At 58.1% G+C, this 1560-nt stretch carries 2 protein-coding genes; one reads left to right on the top strand and one right to left on the bottom strand.

What is annotated here, in order from left to right:
- The first annotated feature begins 583 nt into the window (after positions 1-583).
- A complete protein-coding gene (locus tag EK23_RS21285) occupies positions 584-1330 on the top strand; it encodes a COG4705 family protein (RefSeq protein WP_045227409.1) in 747 nt (248 codons plus the stop codon).
- A 23-nt stretch (positions 1331-1353) separates the two neighbouring features.
- Here the strand turns inward: EK23_RS21285 and EK23_RS24430 are convergent.
- Positions 1354-1560: hypothetical protein (locus EK23_RS24430; protein ID WP_235282257.1), on the bottom strand; the 207-nt coding region annotated here is incomplete at its 5' end.

Raw genomic sequence — 1560 nt, forward strand, 5'->3', positions numbered from 1 at the left:
GGCTTTCCTTTGAGTGAGGACCCGCGACTTTCTGCCCCTGTCTTACGGCAGGTTTGGCTTTGGGATTGAGCTGATCGATTACATTCAAAACATAGGTCATCAGCCCCAGAGTTCTATCCGTATGGTTGCGTACCCCAAAAGTGATGGCGCACCCATATCCCCTCTGGCGCTCATGAAAGCGGCAAGACCCAGGCGACCTCCTATAATGATGACGCCACAGCCTGCTGGGACCCGAAAACGCGATCAACGCAGCCGAGTTGCCGGGCTTGGCCGCTAGCGGCTTCAAGGTCGCGCACCAAGGGGAAGTCTGAAGAGCAGGCCGGGGCAGTTAGCGCTCGAGAGAACGCAGTGCGTGCGGAGGAGACTGTGGCCGCCTAGCCTGGCAAAGCGATCTTGCGGTTGCTGGCAACGTGGAGCCCAATTTGCGCACCGAATCCGCCCGGGCGGATGCAGCGCCCACGGCATGGCACTCAGGCTTGATGGTTTCGGTGCACTGGGAATGTGTCTGGCTTCAACCCCGATTCTGATTCTCCCCATGGAGCGCTGGTCGGTTCATTGATACTTGCTTGGAGAATAGAGACGCATGAGTAAAGTTGCTGCGGTCACCCTGTCATTCTGGATCATGAAGATTTGTGCCACGACCTTGGGAGAGACCGCCGGCGATCTGTTGTCGATGACCCTGAACGTCGGTTATGCCATCAGCTCGGTCATCCTGCTGAGCCTGTTTCTGCTGTCGCTGGTGATGCAGCTTGCCAGCAAGGTTTTTCATCCGGTGCTCTACTGGTCGGTCATTCTGACCACCAGCACGGCAGGGACGACCCTGTCGGATTACATGGATCGCACTCTGGGTTTGGGCTATGCCTTGGGCTCACTCATCCTGCTGAGTTGTCTTGCCTTGACCTTGGCTATCTGGAGCTACAGTGAAAAATCCCTGTCCGTCAGCAATATCCGGACAACCAGGGCGGAGCTGTTCTACTGGGTCGCCATCCTCTTTTCCAATACCCTGGGCACCGCTCTGGGGGATTTTTTGGCGGACGACTCCGGATTAGGCTTTCTGGGCGGGGCCCTATTGATAGGTAGCCTAATTGCACTTGTGGCCCTCTTGTCCTGGGTCACCCGGCTCAACCGCGTCATGCTGTTCTGGATTGCCTTCGTCCTGACGCGTCCTTTCGGCGCGACCTTTGGGGACTTGCTTACCAAGCCCAGTGACCATGGTGGCTTGGGTTTTGGCACCATAGGTTCGTCGGTGATCCTCGCCGCCGTGTTGATCGGATTCGTGACCTATACCCACTTTGCCCAAAAGCGTTCGGCCGACGGCGTATTGGCCTAGCGCTTGATTCTGAGGGTAGGAACTTAGAGGCCCGCGGTTTTTGGAGCCGGCACCACCTGGGCAATACTGCCACGAGCGGAGAGATTGCGGGTCTGCGTCACAGATCCTGGCACCATCGCGATGCTGCCCCGTGCGGAGAGATTCTTGGTCGTGGGGGTCTGTGCGTCCTGAGCAGCGATGTGCGCTCCGGATTTCCCTTGCGCCTGTGCAGCGCCCATCGGCGCCAGGAT

This window comes from Methyloterricola oryzae (genome assembly GCF_000934725.1).
Classification (GTDB): domain Bacteria; phylum Pseudomonadota; class Gammaproteobacteria; order Methylococcales; family Methylococcaceae; genus Methyloterricola; species Methyloterricola oryzae.

Coding starts and splice junctions, on each gene's coding strand:
- EK23_RS21285 (WP_045227409.1), top strand. CDS start 584: ATGAGTAAAGTTGCTGCGGTCACCCTGTCATTCTGGATCATGAAGATT.